Origin of the sequence: Diaphorobacter caeni (genome assembly GCF_015354245.1) — a bacterium.
Taxonomy (GTDB): Bacteria; Pseudomonadota; Gammaproteobacteria; order Burkholderiales; family Burkholderiaceae_C; genus Diaphorobacter_A; species Diaphorobacter_A caeni.
In genome coordinates, this window is the sequence record NZ_JADKYZ010000005.1 from 207,527 (window position 1) to 223,640 (window position 16,114).

A 16,114-nucleotide genomic window follows, 5' to 3' on the forward strand; every position below is an offset into this window, starting at 1 on the left:
GTGCACAGCTGGTTGCGGTCAACTTTTTCACGCCGGATACCTCAACAAACACGCGGTTTTTGTGGTGGCACGGTCCGTGCTTTGGAGGGTGTAACTACCCATTTCACAGCTTGTACTTTCCCGGAGGACCCCCATGCACCGTGTTTCCCTGAAGTCTCTGCTCGTTGCCCTCGTCGCTGCCGCTCCCGTTCTGGCCAGCGCGCAGCTCACCGCCAACGTGGCGCTGACGACCAACTACAAGTTCCGTGGGCAGGATCAGGACGTCAACCGCATCAAGGCCGTGAATCCCGCGATCCAGGGCGGCTTCGACTACACGTTCGGCGAGAGCGGCTTTTACATCGGCAACTGGAATTCCAGCGTGGACTGGCTCTCGGGCAACTCCATCGAAATGGACTTCTACGGCGGCTACAAGTTCAAGGCAGCCGGTCTGGACTGGGACGTGGGCGCGCTGACCTATGCCTACCCGGGCAACAGCATCGGCAACACCACCGAGCTGTACGGCGCAGGCACCTTCGGCCCGGTGACCGTGAAGTACTCGCATACGGTCTCCAAGGACTACTTTGGCTGGGCCGGTGCCAAGTCTTCGGACAACAAGGGCCGCAACACCGGCTACCTGAACGTGGCGCTTGCTCAGGAGATCGCGCCGAACACCACGCTCAAGGCCGCCGTGGGCTACACCCGATTCGCCAGCGACATCAAGGATCTGGGCGTGCCCAACTATGTCGACTACAGCGTGGGCGCGGCGTATGACTTCGGCTCAGGTCTGGTGCTCAACGGAGCCATCCAGGGCGCGACCAAGAAGGGCTACTTCGGTGACGCGAACAAGGCGCGTCTGATCGTCTCGATCACCAAGACCCTGTAACCCATCCACGTTTCAATTCATTCAGTCAGTGGGCGCCCGGCGCGCCCTGTTCGGAGGATCCGCAAATGAAAATGGTGACTGCAATCATCAAACCCTTCAAGCTCGATGAGGTGCGCGAGGCGCTCTCCGAAATCGGCGTGCAGGGCATCACGGTGACCGAGGTGAAAGGCTTCGGTCGTCAAAAGGGACACACGGAGCTGTACCGCGGCGCTGAATACGTCGTCGATTTCTTGCCCAAGGTGAAGATCGAAGCGGCGCTCGACGACGCCATCGTGGAGCGCGCCATCGAGGCCATCGAGGCGGCAGCCCGCACCGGGAAGATCGGTGACGGGAAGATCTTTGTCTCGCCCCTCGAGCAGGTCATCCGCATCCGCACCGGCGAGACCGGCAACGAGGCGCTCTGAGCGGCCTGGCCCCCAAGCCCATCCCTATACAGATTCACCAAGAAGTTTCGCCATGAAAAAATTGCTTGCTTCATTCCTTCTGGGGTTCAGCCTGCTGGCCGGTGGTTCAGCCGCGCTGGCCCAGGCGACTCCCGTGGCGTCCGAGCCGGTGGCAGCCACCGCAGCGGCGCCCGCCGACATCTCCGCCGCTGCAGCGCCTGCTGCTACAGCAGCCCCGGCTGCTGAGGCCGCCGCAGCTCCTGCGCCCAAGATCGATTCGGGCGACACCGCCTGGATGCTGACCTCCACGCTGCTCGTGATCCTGATGATCATTCCGGGCCTGGCGCTGTTCTACGGCGGTCTCGGCCGCTCCAAGAACATGCTGTCCGTGCTGATGCAGGTGTTCGTGATCTTCTCGCTGGTCTCCATCCTGTGGGCCGTCTATGGCTACAGCCTGGTGTTCTCGGGTGAGGGCAAGTTCATCGGCGGCTTCGACAAGCTGTTCCTCAAGGGCGTGAACCTCGAGACCTTCGGCGCGTTGACGACGATTCCCGAATATGTGTTCATGGCGTTCCAGGGCACCTTCGCCGCCATCACCGTGGCGCTGATCGTGGGTGCGTTCGCCGAACGCGCCAAGTTCGCTGCCGTGCTGATCTTCTCGGCCATCTGGTTCACCTTCAGCTACCTGCCCATGGCGCACATCGTCTGGGGCGGCGGCCTGCTGGCGGCCGACGGCGCGCTGGACTTCGCCGGCGGCACCGTGGTGCACATCAACGCCGGTATCGCCGGTCTGGTCGGTGCCTACATGGTGGGCAAGCGCGTGGGCTTCGGCAAGGAAGCGTTCACGCCTCACTCCCTGACGCTGACCATGGTGGGCGCATCGCTGCTGTGGGTGGGCTGGTTCGGCTTCAACGCCGGTTCCGCCGGTGCCGCCAACGCCGTTGCCGGTCTGGCCTTCGTGAACACGGTGCTGGCCACCGCCGCCGCGACGCTGTCCTGGATTGCCGGTGAAGCGCTGCACAAGGGCAAGGCCTCCATGCTGGGTGCCGCATCCGGCGCGGTGGCGGGCCTGGTGGGCGTGACGCCTGCCGCCGGTTTCGTCGGCCCGATGGGCTCCATCGTGATCGGTCTGATCTGCGGCATCGTCTGCCTGTGGGGCGTGGGTGGCCTCAAGCGCCTGCTCAAGGTCGACGACGCGTTCGATGCCTTCGGCGTGCACGGCGTGGGCGGCATCGTCGGCGCGATCCTGACCGGCGTGTTCGCTGCGCCCAGCCTCGGCGGCGTGCAGCCTGCGGACTTCGCGATGGGTCACCAAGTGTGGGTGCAGGTCAAGAGCGTGATCTTCACCATCGTGTGGTCCGGCGTGGTGGCGTTCATCGCGTACAAGGCGGCCGATCTGCTCGTGGGTCTGCGTGTCAGCGAAGAGGCGGAGCGCGAAGGTCTGGACATCACTTCGCACGGCGAAACGGCTTATCACCGTTGAGCGTGGGGCTGGCGGGGAATTCGTGTGGTGGCATGAAGTCCCTGCCTTCAAAATTCTAGATAGGCGAGTTGTTCTCCTCCGACCATTGGGCCCGCAGTCTGCGGGCCTTCTTTTTGTCTGGACGTTGAGGACAGAGGCCGGATTGCTCCGGCGGGAGCATTCACTTTTTGCTTGGGGTGCAAAAAAGGAATCAAAACGCGCTTTGAAGTCCTGCGACGAAATTCAACTTCGCGCTTGCGTGGCTCTCGTAGGGTGTCCTACAGATTGCGTGCTGTGGTGTGGGACTGCGAAAGGCGCTGAACGACCCAATGTGGCAATGCCAATGGTGAAAATCCACTGCCCGAAAATCGAATCATTCCGATGGTTTATGGAGACATTGAACCAAGGCTTCACGCGGAGATCACGCAAAGATGCACAGATCAATCTTTTTCAAATCCCCATTTTGTCAGTCGGTAAAATTTTTTACTCTGGTCGAGAGTAACACTGTGAGGGAGAGTTAAGGAGGCTCACAATCATCTTGCCGACCGCTTCATCAGTTTTCTCTAGGCCGTCTTCCATCCAGCATAGATTTTTCTGCTGATGAGGCATCCAATAAACTCGCAATCTTGTACCGTATCCATCTGAAAGGAGAGACAAACGAAATATAGGTATGCCTTCATGCACGAAGGCGGATCGTGTTGTAGCCGTTGATGGGCCAGAACTTTGGATGGCGAACAAGAATTTAGTCTTGCAGTCGTCATATTCGTAGACGCGAACTCCTTCTTTTATAATTGTCGAGTTCCCTTCTATGCCAATGTCAAGGGTGTCATGCGCATAGAATGCGCCTTTCCAAAAAGTGCGGCAAGAAGCGCGCAAATCCCAGTTGCCTGCAATTTGCGCAATGTCTATTCCCTGTGAGGGAGTGCATGCCACTTTAATATTTTCAATATCGGCGGTTGCTTTGCCTGAGCCGGCATCGACTGTGCAATTCAATCCGTCTGGTTGAGCCTTCACAGCGACCGAATAATTTGCTCCAGGAAATACGATTTTGTTGAATGCGAAATTACCGTTCTGGACAACCTTGAGTTCATCTTCTTCATTGTTCTGTAGAACGATTTGCTTATCGCTCACAAGGCCAGTGACGGTTCCGCCGATCACAAAGCCGGTATTTCCCTCCGGCGGATTCGGGTTATTGCTGCCACCACCACAAGCTCCGAAGATTGCGGACGTTAAAATCAATAATGTGAATTTTGTAATTCGTACTTTATTCATTGATTAAAGCTCCGAACAAACATTTCAAAAACACGAGCACTTGGAAATTAACGCTTGCGAATCAGGAGTACTGACTGTCGAAATGAAATTCTAACAACGACATTTTGAGATGTCGACAACGAATGATTTCGGATGATCGCACTGTTGCGTACTCATCCTTTTGTATCTAAATGTAGTTTCCCAAGAGGTTGTTCACCCGAGGTGAAGGAAGATGGAGGTTCTCAAGCCGGCCAACTTTCTTCAGGACTCCTCGAATGAACAGCCACAAGAATGCCTCATTGACGCCCCGAGGTCGAGCGCATCTGGTACGCCAGATCACTCAGATCGGGCTTAGAGCTGCTGCTGCAGCCGCAGGAGTCAGTGAACGTACCGCCCGCAAATGGCAGCGCCGCTGGGCCATCGAAGGGGCTTTGGGCTTGCTTGAGCGCAGCTCTCGTCCCAAGCATTGCCCCTGGCGCAGCGATGCACGCAAGATCGAGCGGGCAGTGGCCCTGCGGCGCACCCAGCGGCTGAGCTACGAATGCATTGCCGAGCGCGTGGGCCTGTCCAAAAGCACTGTGGCACGAGCCTGCAAGGGCGCAGGTGTGGCGCGCCTGCCGCCACTGCAGCAGACGGTGCCTGTGCGCCGTTACGAGCGCGCATCTCCCGGTGAATTGCTGCACATCGACACCAAGAAGCTCGCTCGCTTTGACAAGCCAGGACATCGCGTGACCGGGGATCGCACGCAGAGCACACCGCGCGCTGGCTGGCAGGCGCTACACGTGGCCATAGATGATCACTCGCGCGTAGGCTTTAGTCAGATGCAGGCCGACGAGACGGCCAAGAGCGCCTGCACCTTCATGCTGGCGGCTCTGCGTTATTACAAAAGCCTGGGGGTGAAGATCCAGTGGGTGATGAGCGACAACGGCTCGGCCTACAAGTCCAGGCGCTTTACCAGGCTGCTGCGCCGCCTGGGCATCAAACATGTGCGAACTCGCCCCTACACCCCCAGAACCAATGGCAAGGCCGAGCGCTTTATCCAGACGCTGCTGCGCGAATGGGCCTATGCCTTCGCCTACCCCAGCTCAGAGCACCGCAGTAGCGAACTGCTGCCATGGATGCATCATTACAACTTCCATCGACCACACTCGGCTACGGAGCATCAACCTCCCATCACACGCCTTGGCATTGAGGGGAACAACGTGTTGAGAAACTACATCTAAACAAGCGCCTGTCAGTTGGACTGTAGCTGTCAGTCCCTGACCGACAGGCGAAGCTCAATAGCAAAAGTTCAGTCACGTCTGGACAGTCACGTTGCATCGCCCAATCACACCAACTAGGTCTATACATCCTTGATTCACCAAGAGACCCTTCAAAACGACTTTGCAGCTCCGCCGCACCGTTCAAACCGCTTGCCGAAAAAGTGACCTGAAGAGAAGAGCTGGCAAGCGCTTCATTTCACTCCTGCCGTTATTTCACAGCTTTGCCCGGTGGGTGGGAAATAATGCTTGCATGAACATTCCTCTTTCCTTTGATTCATGGAATGCCGTGCCAGGCTCAGTGTCGGCGTTGGGCGAATCGCCGTTCTGGCATCCGTTGGAGTCTCGGCTGTACTGGGTCGATATCGCTGGGCGGGCGTTGTTGCGCTGGCGGCCGGGGGATGCGGTGGTCGAGCGGTGGGACATGCCCTCCGAGCCGGGCTGCATTGCGCCAGCGCGGGTGAAGGGTGTGGCTGCGGGGCTGGTGGTGGCGCTGCGGGACCGGGTCTGCCATGCGGCAGACTGGGGTGGGGCGTTGCGGGAGGTGGCGCGGCTGCCGATCGATGCCACGACTCAGCGGGCGAATGATGGCAAGTGCGATGCGCTGGGGCGGTTCTGGGTGGGCACGGTGCACGAGCCTGCCAGTGGGCCGCGTCAGCCGGTGGCGGGCTTGTATTGCGTGGATCTGCGCTCGGCCTTCGAATTGTCCGTTCGCTTGATGCTCAATGGCGTGGCCACTGCCAATGGGCTGGCGTGGTCGCCCGATGGCTCGCGCATGTACTGGAGCGATACGCCCGCGCATGCGATCCGGGTGTGGGACTGTGATGCGCGGCTGGAGCCGGTGGGGGCTCCGCGTGAATTCCAGGCGTTTGGGCACAAGCCCGCGGGATGGCAGCCGGGCATGGCGGGTTATGGCGGAAGGCCGGACGGAGCCACGGTGGATGCCAGGGGCAACTACTGGTGCGCGATGTATGAAGGGGCGCGGGTGCTGTGTTTCTCGCCCGACGGTGCGCTGCTCGCCGAGCTGGCGACGCCCGTGCAATGTCCGACCATGCCGTGTCTGGGCGGCGCTTGCGACGATACTCGGCTGTTTGTTGCTTCCGCGAGGCAAGGGCGTTCGGCGCAGGAGATCGCACGGCTGCCCGCTTCGGGGCAGATGCTGTACCGCGCCGTGAATGCGGCGGATGCGCAGGGGCTGCCGGTACAGTGGTGTGAGATCGGTGGTTGAGCGGATTTTTGGGAGGTGGACATGCGGGCTTTCAGGTGGTTGAAGGGTTTTCTGGCGGTGGTGTTGGCGGCGGGAGCGGCATCCGTGTGGGCCGAGGCGGACATCACGAACCGGGATGTGCAGGCGCTGCGAGGGCTCAAAGCGGTGGTGCTGCTCGATCCCGAGCTGGACGAGACTGCCACTGCCGCCGGGGTGACTCCCGCGTTGATTGCGCGACGCACTGCGGTCTACTTGCGGGATGTGGGCGTGCGGGTGGTCGATGACTCGGCGCTGACGCCGGGCGACCGCGGCGCGGCGGCGACGGTGCTGATCCAGTTGGGCGCGGCAACGGGGGAGGCCAGGCGGGCCGGTACCTTCGTCACCATTCATCTGTTGCGTGAAAAGGTGGAGAAGGCGGAGAAAGCAGGTGAGGTGGCCGTGGCCGCGAGCGAGACAGCGGCGCTGCCGGTCTACGTCGCGCAGGAGCGCGGGCAGGCGCGGGGCAAGATGACGCGCAGCTACTTCATGAAGGAACTCGATCTGGCGCTCAACATGCTGCGCGAGGACCTGCGTCGCGCACGGCGCTGAGGCACCGAGGCACCGAGGCCTTGGGTTGGCGGGCGGACCGCCAAATCGCTCACATCCGCCGTTCAAAAAAATCACAAGTCCGGCGTGGCCATTGCCGGGCTTGGGCGCTACCATCCCCGCATGGAATCTGCAGCGCTTCTTTCCCCGATCATCGAACGTGTGCGCGAGAGCGCACGCTCGGGCCACGCCCTGCGCATCTGCGGCGGTGGCACCAAGGACTTCGTGGGCGGCACTCCGCAGGCGACTGGCCGTGCGGACCCGCTGGACATGCGTGCGTATGTCGGCGTGGTCGATTACGAACCCAGCGAGCTGGTGGTGACCGTTCGCGCGGGCACGCCGTTGGCCGAGCTGGAGGCGTTGCTCGCATCGCGCGGCCAGTGCCTGCCGTTTGAACCGCCACGCTTTGCCGTGGGTGGTGCGGCGAGTGGCACGGTGGGCGGCATGGTCGCTTGCGGTCTGTCGGGCCCGGCGCGCGCGAGCGTGGGGGCCGTGCGCGACTATGTGCTCGGCATCGAGATCATCAACGGCAAGGGCGAGCTGCTGCGCTTTGGCGGGCAGGTGATGAAGAACGTCGCGGGCTACGACGTGTCGCGCCTGATGGCGGGCTCGTGGGGCACGCTGGGCGTGATCACCGAGGTCAGTCTCAAGGTGCTGCCGGTGCCGGTGGCCGAGACGACGCTGACCTTCGAATGCGATCAGGCCAGCGCGCTCGCGCGGCTGCATGCCTGGGGCGGGCAGCCGCTGCCGCTCAACGCGAGCTGCTGGGTGCAGGACGGTGGGCGTGGCCAGCTCTTTGTGCGACTGCGCGGCGCGCGAGCGGCCGTGGAAGCCGCGTGCGTGAGCATGGGCGGCGAACGCCACGACGGCGCGGATGTGGCCGCCGACTGGGATGCGTGCCGCGATCACCGGCTGCCGTGGTTCGTCGATGGCGCGGCGCATTCGGAGCACGCTTTGTGGCGCCTGTCCGTTCCGCAGACGGCGCCGGTGCTGGCCTTGCCGCAGGGCGTGGCGGCGCCGCTCATCGAATGGCAGGGCGGGCTGCGCTGGGTGCATGCGCCTGCGGACGCGGGCGATGCGCTGCAGGCTGCAGCGCACGCGGCGGGCGGCCACGCGGCCCTGTTCCGAGTGGGCACGGAGCCGCGTCTGGAGAGCAAGTCGCCAAAGCAGGATGCCGCCCTGCTGGCCATCAGCCGACGGCTCAAGGAGGCCTTCGATCCGGCGGGCGTCTTCGTCCAACCCCATCGCATGGGCATCGGCGGCTGAAGCCACCGTCCTCAGACCACAGACCACGACAGACCGAATCAGCGAAGCAAGCCATGCAAACACAGCTAGCTCCCGAATACAAGAATACTCCGCACGGGCAGGAGGCCGAGGCCATTCTGCGCAAGTGCGTGCACTGCGGTTTCTGCACCGCGACCTGCCCCACGTATCAGACGCTCGGAGACGAGCTCGACGGCCCGCGTGGACGCATCTATCTGATCAAACAGGTGCTCGAAGGCAAGGAGCCCACGCGCGCCACGCAGGAGCACCTGGACCGCTGCCTGACCTGCCGCAACTGCGAGAGCACCTGCCCAAGCGGCGTGCAGTACGGGCATCTGCTCGATATCGGTCGGCAGGTGGTCGATGAAAAAGTGCCGCGTCCGGCGGCTGAGCGCTTGAAGCGCTGGGCCCTGAAGGAAGGCATTCCGTCGCCGCTGTTTGCGCCCGCGATGAAAATCGGCCAGGCGGTGCGCGGCCTGCTGCCCGAAAGCATCCAGGCCAAGGTGCCGCCCAAAACGGAGCACGGCGTCTGGCCCACGCGCGAGCATGCGCGCAAGGTGCTGCTGCTCGCGGGCTGCGTGCAGCCTTCGATGCTCCCCAACATCAACTACGCGACGGCGCGCGTGCTCGATGCCGCCGGCATACAGACCGTGGTTGCGGGCAACGCGGGCTGTTGCGGCGCGGTGAAGTTTCACCTGAACGATCAGGATGGCGGCCGTGCGCAGATGCGCGCCAACATCGACGCGTGGTGGCCCATGGTGTCGTCGGGCCAGGTGGAGCACATCGTGGTGAACGCCTCGGGCTGCAGTGCCATGGTCAAGGACTACGCACATGCGTTGAAGAGCGACAAGGACTATGCCGAGAAGGCCAAGCGCATCAGCGCCATCGCGCGCGATCTGAGCGAGCTGCTGCCCGCGATGTTGCCCGAGCTGGCCGAGAAGCTCGAGGGCCGCGTGAAGCTCAAGGGCAAGCTCGCGTATCACCCGCCGTGCACGCTGCAGCATGCGCAGAAGCTCAAGGGCGTGGTCGAGCGTGATCTGGCCAAGCTGGGGTTTCAGATGCTGGTGTCACGCACCGAATCGCACCTGTGCTGCGGCTCCGCAGGGACCTATTCGATCCTGCAGCCGGAGCTGTCCAAGCAACTGCGCGAGCGCAAGCTCGCGGCGTTGGATGAAGCGTGTGGCGGCGAGAAGCCTGCGGTGATTCTGTCCAGCAATGTGGGGTGCATTACGCATTTGCAGGCTGGGACGGGGGTGGCTGTGCGGCACTGGGTTGAGGTGTTGGACGAGGCTCTTTGAGCTGACCCCTCACTGCTCTTTTGGAGGGTGGAGGCCGGGAGTTCCGCCCGGCGGCGGAGTCACCTTTTGCTTGCGCGCAAAAGGTAACCCAAAACGCGCTTTCAATACCTCCGGCGGAACTCGCTGCGTTCCTTCGTCACTTCGCTCGGACAACCGCCGGAAGTCAGATGGGAAGAGGGGCGGTCGGCACTTCGCTGCGCTCGTGCCTGTTTTCAGGTCGCTGGTGGGTCGAAGGCTCTGATGGGTGGGAGGGGGGCGTCATATCGCTCCACTTGCACGGTGCTGATCTGACCTGCGCAGCCCTGTCCCAGTGCGGATGTTCCCAAGTCTCTGGCGACGATGTTGGGGTTGCCGTGCACGCAGATCACGCCATGTCTTGCGTCGGGTCTGGGGTCGTACCAGGCGCCCGTGGGGAGTTGGACGACGTCTTTGCGGACCTCTTCGCTCAGGTGGGCGCTGGCGAGGCAGGCTCCCAGCTCGTTGTGCAGTTGGATGATGTCGCCTTCCTTGATGCCGCGCGCAGCGGCTGTGTCCGGGTGCAGGCGGCAGATTTCGCGGCCCTGGCGTTTGTTGTCCATGCTGTAGCGGCCGAAGTCGAGCTGGCTGTGGAGCTTGGTGTAGGGCTGGTTGGCGATGAGCCAGAGCGGGTGCTCTTCGGTGGGCGCGTGCTGTGGCGGCAGGTGCGCGGGGTGGCCGGGGCAGTCCGGGTAGCCGAAGCTCGCGATGATGGGAGACGATATTTGCACCTTGCCACTGGGCGTGGGCAGGGGCGTGCCCTCCGGGTCGTTGCGGAAGGCGCGCAGCAGGCCGCCGTCGTCGGGGAGCTGGGGGATCAGGAGTTCGCCCTGGTCCCAGAATTCTTCGAAGCTCGGCGCGGATTGCGGGCCCGTTTTTTCGATGCCTCGGCGGGCGTGTTCGTAGAGGTGGGCCAGCCATTGGCGGGTGTCGCGGCCTTCGGTGAAGGCTTCGCGTTTGCCGAGGCGCTCGGCGAGGTCGCTGAAGATCGCGTAATCGTCGCGCGATTCGCCGAAGGGCTCGGCGATGCGCTTCATCGCGATCACGAGAGGATCCGTGGAGGTGGCGCCGATGTCGTCACGCTCGAGGGTGAGCGTGGTGGGCAGGACGATGTCGGCGTGGCGCGCGGTGGCGGTCCAGACGCTTTCGTTGACGATGAAGGTGTCCAGCGTCTGGAAGGCGCGCGAGAGGCGGCGCAGGTCCTGGTGGTGGTGGAAGGGATTGCCTCCCGCCCAGTAGGCGAGGCGGATGTGCGGATACGTCATGCGCTGGCCGTCGTAGTCGAACGGCTCGCCGGGGTGCAGCAGCATGTCGGCGATGCGCGCGACGGGGATGAAGGCCTTGACGCTGTTGCTGCCCTGCGGGAGCGGGGCGACGGGCCAGGCGTTGTTGCGCCTGCCGTAGTGTGCGAGCGTGCCAAGCGCGTAGTTGTAGCCGCCGCCGGGCAGGCCGAGCTGGCCCAGCGCTGCGGCGAGCACCGCGCCCATCCACACGGGCTGTTCGCCGTGTTCGGAGCGCTGCAGCGAATGCGAGACGGTGATGAGCACGCGCTTGCCGACGAGCGAGCGGGCGAGTTCGGTGATGCGCCGCTCGGGCACATCGCAGATGCGCGCGGCCCATGCGCAGCTTTTGACGACACCGTCGCTGCGGCCGAGCAGGTAGTCCTCAAAGGTGTTCCAGCCATCGCAATAACGCGCGATGAAGTCGCGGTCGAGCGTGTCGTCCTGCCAGAGCTGGTGGACGATGGCGAGCATCAGCGCGGTGTCGGTCATCGGCACGGGCGCGATCCATTCGGCGTTGATTTCGTCGGGCAGGTCGTCGCGCAGCGGGCTGATGTTGATGAAGCGGCACCCGCGCTGGGCTGCGGCCTCCATCGCGCCGCGTTCCTTGTGCTGGCTCACGCCGCCGGATGCGACGCGCGAATTCTTCAGCGCCATGCCGCCGAACGAGAGCACGATCTCGGTGTGCTCGGCGAGCTGCTCGAGCGTCACGTTCTGGCGGGCGATCTGCTCCATCGTGCCGATCACGTGCGGCAGCAGCGGCGCGGCCGCGCCCGCGCTGTAGGTGTTGACCGAGCGCACATAGCCGCCGAGCGCGGTGTTCAGAAAGCGGTGGACCTGGCTTTGCGCGTGGTGAAAGCGACCGGCGCTCGACCAGCCATACGAGCCGCCGAAGATCGCCTCGCAGCCGTGCGTTTGCTGCACGCGCCGCAGTTCGCTCGCGAGGCGGTCCAGCACCTCGTCCCAGTCCATTTCGACATGGTCATCGCTGCCGCGCCGCGCGTCGGGGCCGGGGCCGTTTTCGAGCCAGCCCCTGCGCACCATGGGCCGCGCGATGCGCACCGGGTGGCGCAGCGCGTCGATGAGGTTGTCGATGATCGGGTTGGGGTCCGGGTCGCGCGGATGGGGCCGGACCTTGAGCTCGCGGCCGTCCCACGCGGCGGAGAACGCGCCCCAGTGGGCGCTGTGGGGCTTCATTTCCGGGCGGGCCGGTGTTGTCTCGCTGGGCTGCATGGGCTGCGTGGCTCCTTGTTGCATTCTTCGCAAAAGTCGGTGCACAGCATAGGACGGATCGGCAATTTCTGCAGATTGGCCGGTGTTTCAGGCCAAAAACGCCGGTGGGTTTACTGAAAATGGCATGATGGAGTGTTTTTGACTGAGGCGCGGCCGTGTGGGCTGCGCGATTGATTGCAAATGAACTCTCCAGTGACTGAAGCCGAAAAGTCTGCCGCGACGGATGCCGGTGTGCAAAATAACGACAACGGCGCGCCACAGAATCCTCAGTCCGAATCGCGTGAATCGGGCACGGGTGCCCCGCGTCGCAAGCGCGGCGGTCGTCGCCACAACAAGGCCCGACCCGCAGGCGATGGCGCAGAGGCCAAGCCTCAGGCCAAGGCCAGCGAAGCGGGCCAGAACAAGCCCGCGCAGACCGCGCCGCGTCGCCAGAATCCCGCTCTGCTGCAACTGCAGCAGCTCTATCCCCAGCTGTTCGGCGAGAACCCGAAGCCGCTCAAGCGCGGCATCTTCCAGGATCTGGAAGCCGCGCAGCCCGGCGTGTTCGCACCTGCCGACCTGAAGCTCGCGCTGGGCATCCACACGCGTTCCGGTCGTTATCTGCAGGCCGTCTCGCAGGGCCAGCCGCGCCACGATCTGGCGGGCCAGGTGGTTGAACAGATGGCGCCCGAGCATGTGTTCCACGCGCTCGTCGAAGTGTTCCGCCGCAAGAAGCCGCGCGAAGGCGAGGATCTCACGCAGAAGCTGCGCCGCCGCATGGAAATCGCCTTTGAAGCCTCGGGCCTCACGCGCGAAGCCTATCTGGAACTGGTGCGCGGCCGCGACGAGGCGACCAACGCGCTGCTCGACGAAGCCCTCGCCGAAGTGGCGGCCCGCAGCGCCAAGGACGAGGCGCTGCTGCGCGCCTACGAGATGAGCGGAGCGACCAGCGTCGAGGCGTTTGCCGACATGTATGGCATGCAGGCACGACAAGTCGCCCAGCAGCTGGACCGTGCCCGTCGTCTGAAAAGCGGGGCTTGATTTCGTCCGGGCTGGTTGGGTGACATGACGGTGCGTGCTTTGGCAGTCTTCCTTTCGGGGTGACGATACGGCCTCTCATGCGTCGTTGCGAAGGCTTGCCGTACCGACGTACTGTCCGCGCCTTCACGTCTAGCCTGAGGTGCCATCCCGTCATTGTGGCTGCTGATTCGAGCGCTCACTGCGCTCCTGACATCGCCGCCGGATGCTCGCAATGAGCTTTTGGAGCTGATGCCAGTCTGCTGACACTACGGTGTCAGCAGCAGGTCGTCAGCATGGAGTCCTGTTCAACTTTCTGAAGCTCAGGAGATCCACATGACCGCTGTTCAAACCGCCATCAACTGGTTCGAAATTCCCTGCACCGATCTGCCGCGCGCGCAGGTCTTTTATGAGGCCATGCTCGGGCGCAAGATGCATCAAGACGACTGTGGCGGAGTGCCGATGGTCATCTTCGCTGCCGACTGCGCCGCGACGGGTGGTTGTCTGGTGGGTGCGGGGGCGATCCAGCCTTCCAACGACAAGGGCGTGCGCATCTATCTCGATTGCGAGCCCAGCGTCGAGGCCGCGTTGGCGCGCGCGGCGAAGGCAGGTGGTCAGGTGCTCGACGAATGCGTCGAATTGCCCAAGGACATCGGCTTCATCGCCCACGTGCGCGACACCGAGGGCAACACCATCGGGCTGCATGCCAAGTCGCGCTGATGCGAGGTAGCTCGAGCGCAGCTTAATATCAGCGCATGCGCCGTGCCGACCGACTCTTTCAGCTTGTGCAGCTCATCCGTGGGCGGCGCTTGTCCACGGCCGCGTTTCTCGCGCAGCGGCTGGAGGTGTCGCTGCGCACCGTCTACCGCGATGTGGCCGATCTGCAGCATCAGGGCGTGCCCATTGAGGGCGAGGCGGGCGTGGGTTACCGCCTGGGCTCGGGCTTCGAGCTGCCGCCGCTGATGTTCACCCAGGCCGAGGCGAATGCGTTGGTCATCGCTTCGCGCGTGGCTGAGGCGTGGATCGACGGTGCATTGGCGCGCGATGTGGAGAGCGCGCTCGGCAAGATGCTTTCGGTGCTGCCGCCTGCTGCGCGCGTGGCGGCCGAGGCGCAGGCGCTGTTTGCGCCGGGCACGGGACTCAACGAGCGCACGCAGGACACGCTCAAGGCGCTGCGCGACGCGGTGCAGCGGCAGCGAGTCGTGCGGCTGATGTATCTCGATCTGGAAGACAGGCCCAGTGAACGGCGCGTGCGGCCGCTCGCGTGTCTTTACTGGGGCAAGGTGTGGACGCTGTCCGCGTGGTGCGAGCTGCGCGAGGACTTCCGCACGTTCCGCGTTGACCGCATCAGCGCCTGTGATGTGCTGGACGAGAGCTATCCGCAGGAGTCTGGAAAAATGCTGGCCGATCTGATGCGGCGCGTGCAGTGCGAGGGCGGTGGCTGAATCCGCGTGTCAGGCCGCCGAGGCGAGCGCGGCCTCGATGTCGGCGTCGAGTTCCTGCGGCCTGGTCTTGGGCGCGTAGCGCCTGAGCACGCGGCCGTCGCGGGCGATGAGGAACTTGGTGAAATTCCACTTGATGCTCTTGGTGCCGAGCACGCCGGGCGCTTCTTTCTTGAGCCAGTCGTAGAGCGGAATCGCGTTGGGTCCGTTCACGTCGACCTTGGACATCATCGTGAAATCCACGCCGTAGTTCTTCTCGCAGAACGCGCCGATGTTGATGTTGCTGCCGGGGTCCTGCTTGCCGAACTGGTTGCACGGAAAGCCGAGCAGCACGAGGCCGCGCGCCGCGTATTTTTTGTGCAGATCTTCCAGCCCCGCGAACTGCGGCGTGAAGCCGCAGGCGCTTGCGGTGTTCACGATCAACAGCACCTGACCGCGGTAGTCCGACAGACGCAGGGGCTGGCCGTCGATGCGCGCGGCCTGGAAGTCGTAGAGGCTGGTCATGGTGTGATGCGGCGCTGTGGTGAATCCGATGATTGTGCCGCTTTGGCGGTGGATTGGGCAGACCGCGGCCATGCCGACCATGCGGCGGCGAGCAGGATCAGCGCACCGCCGACGATGCTGCGAGTGTCGAGTTGTGCGGCGCCCAGCAGGACGGACGAGACGCTCGCGAACGCCACCTCGCTGAGCATGACGACGGCGGTCACCGAGGCCGCGAGCCGCGACGCGCCGTATTGCAGCGCCCAGTTGCCGATGAACAGCACGGCCGCGAGCAGCACGGCGGTGACCATCCACGTGGCGTTGGGAGCGGGGAAAGCGGGCACGAGTCCCATGCGGCCGCCGACGAAGGCCGCGAGCAGGGCCATCAGCGTGCAGCCGCCGAACATCGCGAACATGCGGGCCTGACCGGGCGTGGCGCTCATGCGGCGCAGCGTGACATTGGTGAACGCGAACATGAAGCCGCCGAACAGCGCCAGCCAGTCGGCGAGCGAGAGCGCTGCGAAGAGGCGGGCAAAGCCGCCCTCCTTGGGCCAGATGACGAGAAACACGCCCGCGAACGCGAGCAGCAGGCGCGCGATGGCGGTGGGCGTGGGGCGCTCGCCGAGGACCTTCCAGGCCAGCAGGATGGCCCATGCGGGCATGAGATAGAACAGCAGGATCACGCGCACCACGTCGCCGATGGTGATGGCCCAGTTGAACGCGACGTTGTTCAGCCCGGAACTCAGCGCCAGCATCCACAGGCCCGGATGTGCGGCCAGTTGCCTGAGGATGCCGGGGCGGAACGCGAGCAGGCCGATCAGCACCATGATGTACATGACCGCCGTGGCCCACAGCGGATGCAGTCCGGCCTCGTTCATGTGCCGGAACGGCCACCACGTCAGGCCCCAGACGAGCGCGTTGAACAGCAGGGCGAAAACCGGAAGCGGCGACGAATGCATGGTATCGGGGGTGGGTGCGCGGACGAGGGGCGTGGGGCGTGGATGTGCCGGTGAGCGAAAGCGCCCATCTTGCCTGCAGAACGCCGCCTCGGCAGGATTGCTGCAGGTGCGACCCTGCCCGCTTTCCGGTCACCGGAAA

Annotated in this window: 15 protein-coding genes; 11 read left to right on the top strand and 4 right to left on the bottom strand. The window is 63.9% G+C overall.

The genetic code is table 11. The annotated features are described in order from the left end of the window. The first annotated feature begins 133 nt into the window (after positions 1-133). From ISG32_RS14180 to amt, 3 genes are all read left to right on the top strand, one after another. Positions 134-862 carry a TorF family putative porin gene (locus ISG32_RS14180; RefSeq protein ID WP_194771676.1) on the top strand — a complete coding sequence of 243 codons (729 nt, stop codon included), beginning with the start codon at positions 134-136 and terminating at the stop codon, positions 860-862. A 65-nt stretch (positions 863-927) separates the two neighbouring features. After that, positions 928-1,266: a P-II family nitrogen regulator gene (locus ISG32_RS14185; RefSeq protein WP_166311021.1), complete on the top strand. Its 339-nt coding sequence runs from the start codon at positions 928-930 to the stop codon at positions 1,264-1,266. A gap of 52 nt (positions 1,267-1,318) precedes the next feature. Continuing rightward, complete coding sequence (gene amt, locus ISG32_RS14190; RefSeq protein ID WP_194771677.1) at positions 1,319-2,728, top strand: ammonium transporter; 1,410 nt, start codon at positions 1,319-1,321, stop codon at positions 2,726-2,728. 462 nt (positions 2,729-3,190) lie between these two features. Here the strand turns inward: amt and ISG32_RS14195 are convergent, their stop codons facing one another. Further along, entirely contained in the window at positions 3,191-3,979 is a 789-nt protein-coding gene (locus ISG32_RS14195; protein WP_194771678.1) for a hypothetical protein, read from the bottom strand. A 254-nt stretch (positions 3,980-4,233) separates the two neighbouring features. Between ISG32_RS14195 and ISG32_RS14200 the strand changes: the two genes are divergently transcribed. The 5 genes from ISG32_RS14200 to glcF all read left to right on the top strand — a co-directional run bounded on the left by ISG32_RS14200 (position 4,234) and on the right by glcF (position 9,570). Next, entirely contained in the window at positions 4,234-5,181 is a 948-nt protein-coding gene (locus tag ISG32_RS14200) for an IS481 family transposase (RefSeq protein ID WP_194771679.1), read from the top strand. Between the two features lie 289 nt (positions 5,182-5,470). Beyond that, complete coding sequence (locus ISG32_RS14205) at positions 5,471-6,445, top strand: SMP-30/gluconolactonase/LRE family protein (protein WP_194771680.1); 975 nt, start codon at positions 5,471-5,473, stop codon at positions 6,443-6,445. 21 nt (positions 6,446-6,466) lie between these two features. Then, on the top strand, positions 6,467-7,012 hold the full coding sequence (locus ISG32_RS14210; protein WP_194771681.1) for a hypothetical protein: 546 nt from the start codon (positions 6,467-6,469) through the stop codon (positions 7,010-7,012). Between the two features lie 120 nt (positions 7,013-7,132). Further along, complete coding sequence (glcE, locus tag ISG32_RS14215; protein WP_194771682.1) at positions 7,133-8,275, top strand: glycolate oxidase subunit GlcE; 1,143 nt, start codon at positions 7,133-7,135, stop codon at positions 8,273-8,275. A 53-nt stretch (positions 8,276-8,328) separates the two neighbouring features. Then, positions 8,329-9,570 carry a glycolate oxidase subunit GlcF gene (gene glcF / locus ISG32_RS14220; RefSeq protein WP_194771683.1) on the top strand — a complete coding sequence of 414 codons (1,242 nt, stop codon included), beginning with the start codon at positions 8,329-8,331 and terminating at the stop codon, positions 9,568-9,570. 212 nt (positions 9,571-9,782) lie between these two features. Here glcF and ISG32_RS14225 read toward each other — a convergent pair whose 3' ends face one another. Further along, entirely contained in the window at positions 9,783-12,098 is a 2,316-nt protein-coding gene (locus ISG32_RS14225) for a molybdopterin-dependent oxidoreductase (RefSeq protein ID WP_194771684.1), read from the bottom strand. 180 nt (positions 12,099-12,278) lie between these two features. Here ISG32_RS14225 and ISG32_RS14230 point away from each other — a divergent pair, with 180 nt between their 5' ends. From ISG32_RS14230 to ISG32_RS14240, 3 genes are all read left to right on the top strand, one after another. Further along, positions 12,279-13,118 carry a ProQ/FINO family protein gene (locus ISG32_RS14230; protein WP_194771685.1) on the top strand — a complete coding sequence of 280 codons (840 nt, stop codon included), beginning with the start codon at positions 12,279-12,281 and terminating at the stop codon, positions 13,116-13,118. A gap of 312 nt (positions 13,119-13,430) precedes the next feature. Beyond that, a complete protein-coding gene (locus ISG32_RS14235; protein WP_194771686.1) occupies positions 13,431-13,814 on the top strand; it encodes a VOC family protein in 384 nt (127 codons plus the stop codon). A 35-nt stretch (positions 13,815-13,849) separates the two neighbouring features. Further along, positions 13,850-14,539: a helix-turn-helix transcriptional regulator gene (locus ISG32_RS14240; protein WP_194771687.1), complete on the top strand. Its 690-nt coding sequence runs from the start codon at positions 13,850-13,852 to the stop codon at positions 14,537-14,539. Between the two features lie 9 nt (positions 14,540-14,548). On the opposite strand, the gene ISG32_RS14245 is transcribed toward ISG32_RS14240, so the two are convergent. Then, entirely contained in the window at positions 14,549-15,040 is a 492-nt protein-coding gene (locus ISG32_RS14245; RefSeq protein WP_194771688.1) for a glutathione peroxidase, read from the bottom strand. After that, positions 15,037-15,975, bottom strand: coding sequence for a DMT family transporter (locus ISG32_RS14250; RefSeq protein ID WP_194771689.1), 939 nt, complete (start codon positions 15,973-15,975; stop codon positions 15,037-15,039). Before ISG32_RS14250 ends, ISG32_RS14245 begins: the two co-directional genes overlap by 4 nt. Positions 15,976-16,114: the final 139 nt, after the last annotated feature.

Excerpts from the sequence above, each read along its gene's own strand:
- ISG32_RS14180 (WP_194771676.1), top strand. The coding sequence starts at position 134 with ATGCACCGTGTTTCCCTGAAGTCTCTGCTCGTTGCCCTCGTCGCTGCC.
- ISG32_RS14185 (WP_166311021.1), top strand. The coding sequence starts at position 928 with ATGAAAATGGTGACTGCAATCATCAAACCCTTCAAGCTCGATGAGGTG.
- amt (WP_194771677.1), top strand. The coding sequence starts at position 1,319 with ATGAAAAAATTGCTTGCTTCATTCCTTCTGGGGTTCAGCCTGCTGGCC.
- ISG32_RS14195 (WP_194771678.1), bottom strand. The coding sequence starts at position 3,979 with ATGAATAAAGTACGAATTACAAAATTCACATTATTGATTTTAACGTCC.
- ISG32_RS14200 (WP_194771679.1), top strand. The coding sequence starts at position 4,234 with ATGAACAGCCACAAGAATGCCTCATTGACGCCCCGAGGTCGAGCGCAT.
- ISG32_RS14205 (WP_194771680.1), top strand. The coding sequence starts at position 5,471 with ATGAACATTCCTCTTTCCTTTGATTCATGGAATGCCGTGCCAGGCTCA.
- ISG32_RS14210 (WP_194771681.1), top strand. The coding sequence starts at position 6,467 with ATGCGGGCTTTCAGGTGGTTGAAGGGTTTTCTGGCGGTGGTGTTGGCG.
- glcE (WP_194771682.1), top strand. The coding sequence starts at position 7,133 with ATGGAATCTGCAGCGCTTCTTTCCCCGATCATCGAACGTGTGCGCGAG.
- glcF (WP_194771683.1), top strand. The coding sequence starts at position 8,329 with ATGCAAACACAGCTAGCTCCCGAATACAAGAATACTCCGCACGGGCAG.
- ISG32_RS14225 (WP_194771684.1), bottom strand. The coding sequence starts at position 12,098 with ATGCAGCCCAGCGAGACAACACCGGCCCGCCCGGAAATGAAGCCCCAC.
- ISG32_RS14230 (WP_194771685.1), top strand. The coding sequence starts at position 12,279 with ATGAACTCTCCAGTGACTGAAGCCGAAAAGTCTGCCGCGACGGATGCC.
- ISG32_RS14235 (WP_194771686.1), top strand. The coding sequence starts at position 13,431 with ATGACCGCTGTTCAAACCGCCATCAACTGGTTCGAAATTCCCTGCACC.
- ISG32_RS14240 (WP_194771687.1), top strand. The coding sequence starts at position 13,850 with ATGCGCCGTGCCGACCGACTCTTTCAGCTTGTGCAGCTCATCCGTGGG.
- ISG32_RS14245 (WP_194771688.1), bottom strand. The coding sequence starts at position 15,040 with ATGACCAGCCTCTACGACTTCCAGGCCGCGCGCATCGACGGCCAGCCC.
- ISG32_RS14250 (WP_194771689.1), bottom strand. The coding sequence starts at position 15,975 with ATGCATTCGTCGCCGCTTCCGGTTTTCGCCCTGCTGTTCAACGCGCTC.